At 65.9% G+C, this 3,343-nt stretch carries 4 protein-coding genes; all 4 read right to left on the reverse strand.

Annotated features, from left to right (window positions below; genetic code table 11):
- The coding region (locus tag ACK4SV_RS16245; protein ID WP_409918887.1) for a peptidogalycan biosysnthesis protein at positions 1 to 664 on the reverse strand (664 nt) is incomplete at its 3' end.
- A 10-nt stretch (positions 665 to 674) separates the two neighbouring features.
- A complete protein-coding gene (locus ACK4SV_RS16250) occupies positions 675 to 1,409 on the reverse strand; it encodes a glycerophosphodiester phosphodiesterase family protein (RefSeq protein ID WP_409918888.1) in 735 nt (244 codons plus the stop codon).
- A 15-nt stretch (positions 1,410 to 1,424) separates the two neighbouring features.
- On the reverse strand, positions 1,425 to 1,886 hold the full coding sequence (locus tag ACK4SV_RS16255; RefSeq protein ID WP_409918889.1) for a RidA family protein: 462 nt from the start codon (positions 1,884 to 1,886) through the stop codon (positions 1,425 to 1,427).
- Between the two features lie 55 nt (positions 1,887 to 1,941).
- On the reverse strand, positions 1,942 to 3,216 hold the full coding sequence (locus ACK4SV_RS16260; protein WP_409918890.1) for a DNA polymerase IV: 1,275 nt from the start codon (positions 3,214 to 3,216) through the stop codon (positions 1,942 to 1,944).
- Positions 3,217 to 3,343: the final 127 nt, after the last annotated feature.

A 3,343-nucleotide genomic window follows, 5' to 3' on the forward strand; every position in this document is an offset into this window, starting at 1 on the left:
CCGTGATGTGGCGGAAGGTCAGTCCCTCCTGCGCCTTGGCGCGTTCCTTGCGCAGGTTTTTCCGTTTCTCGGAGGACAGGGTGGCGAGAAAGTCTCCGAATGATCCGTAGCCGTCATTCTTCCAGTGAAATTGCTGGTCGGTACGGATGAGTAGCCCGGCGCGTTCGAGCGCAGGCGCTGCCTCCGCCTCAATAAAGTTGATGTGGAGGGACGAAACCCCAGCGCGCCGGCTCACCTCCAGCGCGCCTTCCAGCAGCGCGGCACGGTAAAGCTCCCTATCCGGTCCCGGCGCAACCAGCAGGCGCCGCCCGGTGACCGGCGTGAACGGAACCGCGCACAGAAGCTTCGGATAGTAATTGCCGCCGGATCGTTGCCACGCTTCCGCCCAGGACTGGTCGAACACGAATTCTCCGCGCGAATGGTTCTTGAACCACATCGGCATCGCCCCGCGCAGGCGTCCGCTCACGTCATGCGCCAGGATATGGCTGCCGCGCCAGCCGGTCCTCGGAGTCGCCGCGCCGGAGTGCTCCATCGCCTCGAGGAACTCCCAGCTCAGGAACGGGTCGTAAGGCAGGCCGATAGGGTTCGCGACGGCGTTCCAGTCCTCCGGCGAGATGGCCGCGAGCGAAGTGGCGAGACTGATCTGAGGGAGGGCGGCATCCATGCCGGTGCATCTAGGGCGCCGTGGCCCCGACTGCCAGCGCCGGATCAAAATGTTCAAAGATCAGAGCCGGGGAAAAGGGTCGCACCGCCGCAAGATCCGCCTCGCTGCGGAGCGTCCACACGGCAAGGGCCGTGCCGCGGTCCTCGGTGATCTCAGCCGCCAGGGTCATATCGGTGTAGTGAACGGCAAGATAAGGAATGCCATCCGCGAGCGCACGGGCGGCAACGGCGCGAAAGCGGTCCTCACCCGCATGGAAGACAGGCGCGATCAGCTGCCCCCGCATCAGGCTTTCAGGAAGCGCACGCACCGCCGCCTCGGAAAAGCTCATCGCTGCGGCGGCGCCGTTCCACGCGTTCAGCATGGCTGCCACCTGGGCCGCAAAAGCGGCCGGGTCCGTGCTGCCATCGATCTTCATCTCGGCCAGCATGGGGAGGTCCGCTGGCCACTCAGCGAGCAGGTCCTCGAATCGGGGCACGCCGTCGCCCGTCCCGTCTAGGCGTAAATCTGCCAGTGCGCTCACAGGCATATCTTCGAACGCGCCGTCCTGCCCGGTCATCCGGCCGAGCACTGTGTCGTGGAAGATCATCACCTCGCCCTCAGCCGAGGGGCGCAGGTCCAGCTCGATGCCAAGCCCTGCGGCACCTGCGGCCCGGAAGGCCGTCATCGAATTTTCCGGTGCGCCGCCCTCGGCCCAGAGGCCGCGATGAGCATAGGCAAATCGCTTCAGGTCGAACGGGCGGGCCATCCGCGTTTCTCCGGCTCAGGCGATCTCGAAGACGCCGTCGACTTCGACCGCCACGCCGAGCGGCAGGGTCGGGCAGGCGACCGCGGAGCGCGCATGCGCGCCGACCTCGGCCCCGAACACTTCGACCATGAGGTCCGAACAGCCATTCACCACCTGCGGGATGTCGATGAAGGCAGGCGCCGAATTGACGAACCCGCCCAGCTTCACGACGCGCTTGATCCGGCTGAGGTCTCCAACTGCGGCCTTGCACTGGGCTATCAGATTGATGCCGCAGATGCGCGCGGCGTGCTGGCCCGCGGAAAGCTCCATATTCTCGCCCAGGCGCCCGAGGATGCGCCCATCCGCCGTCGCCGAGACCTGACCCGACACGTAAAGCAGATTGCCGGTGATCACATAGGGCACATAGGTCGCGACCGGCTTCATCGGTGCGGGCAGGACGATGCCGAGGGCATCGAGGCGGGCTTCGGGCGTGGACATGGGGGCGCTCCTGATCATCTGGTTTCGCCCCTCCTAGCTTGCGGCGGCGCAGGTGTCAGCCCTCGGTCTTGCGGCCGGTCTTCGCCGCGCGTCCTGTGACGACGGCCCCCGCGCCGAACTTGGCCCTGGCTTTGTCTGAGGCGCGCTCAGCGGCGGCGCGTTTGGCGATCTTCGGGTCCACGAGGTCAGCGGCATCGGCCTGATAGTCGGACAGGTCCGACAGGCCGACCCCGATCAGCCGGTATTTCACCCGTCCGGTCACTTCCTTTGCGAGCAGAGGCCGCGCGGCACGGAATATTTCCTGCGCCAGCTGCGTCGGCTGGGGCAGCGAGATGCGCCGGGTCAACGGCTGAAACGCGCTGGTCTTGAGCTTCAGCGTCACGACCCGCCCCGAACTTCCCTCGGCCTTCGCCCGGTCGGCCGTCTTGACGCTGAGCCGCCAGAGCTGGTCCTCCAGCGGGCCAATCTCGGCGATGTCCTCGAAGAATGTCGTCTCGCTGGAGATTGACTTGCGCACGCTGAACGGACTCACCGGCCGGTTGTCCCGCCCATGAGCGCAGCGTTTGAGCCAGTCGCCGGTCTCGCCATAGCGCCGGATCAGGTCCTTCACTTCGGCCGCCTGGAGGTCGCCGATAGTGTGGAAACCATCCCGGATCAGCGATTCCGCAAAGCGTGGCCCCACGCCGTGCAGGAAAGCCACCTCGCGCGGGGCCAGAAACGCCTCGGCCTCGGACGGCGCGATGATCGCGAAGCCGCGGGGCTTGTCGAGTTCGCTTGCTGTCTTGGCGAGGAATTTGTTGGCGGACAGGCCGATCGAGACGGTCACGCCGACTTCGCGCTCCACGTTGGCCGCCAGGCGCGACAGGCTGGCGGCCGGCGGCTCCCCATGCAGGCGCTCGGTGCCGGCCAGGTCCAGATACGCCTCATCGATCGACACCTGCTGCACCAGCGGCGTCAGCCGGTCCATTTCGGCGCGGATCGCCTTCGCCGCCGTGTGGTATTTGCGGAAATCCGGCGGCACCACGACTGCGTCCGGGCACGCCTTCAGCGCCTTGAACATCGGCATGGCCGAGCGGACCCCATACAGCCGGGCGATGTAGCAACACGTCGTCACGACGCCCCGCTGCCCGCCGCCGACAATCAAAGGGACATGCTTGAGCGCCGGATTGTCCCGCTTCTCGACCGAAGCGTAGAAAGCATCACAGTCGACATGCGCAATTCCCAGCCTTGCAAGCTCGGAATGGTATACAAGCCTTGTATGGCCACAGGCCGGGCAGGCCGCGCTGGCAGCCTCGCTGATCTTGTGGCAATCCCTGCAAAGACTCGGCATGACGGCCTGTTCGTGACATGTTCCGGCGCGGGCCGCAATGAGGCCCAGCGGAAGGCGTAAAGCGGCGTTAATACTTTGCAGTATACCTGACTGATGCGCATCCTCACCCTGCGCGAATCGCCAATGC

This window comes from Hyphomonas sp., from assembly GCF_046313735.1.
Lineage (GTDB): Bacteria > Pseudomonadota > Alphaproteobacteria > Caulobacterales > Hyphomonadaceae > Hyphomonas.

What these genes read in the sequence shown, in the direction of transcription:
- ACK4SV_RS16250 (WP_409918888.1), bottom strand. Translation starts at nt 1,409, where the DNA reads ATGGCCCGCCCGTTCGACCTGAAGCGATTTGCCTATGCTCATCGCGGC.
- ACK4SV_RS16255 (WP_409918889.1), bottom strand. Translation starts at nt 1,886, where the DNA reads ATGTCCACGCCCGAAGCCCGCCTCGATGCCCTCGGCATCGTCCTGCCC.
- ACK4SV_RS16260 (WP_409918890.1), bottom strand. Translation starts at nt 3,216, where the DNA reads ATGCCGAGTCTTTGCAGGGATTGCCACAAGATCAGCGAGGCTGCCAGC.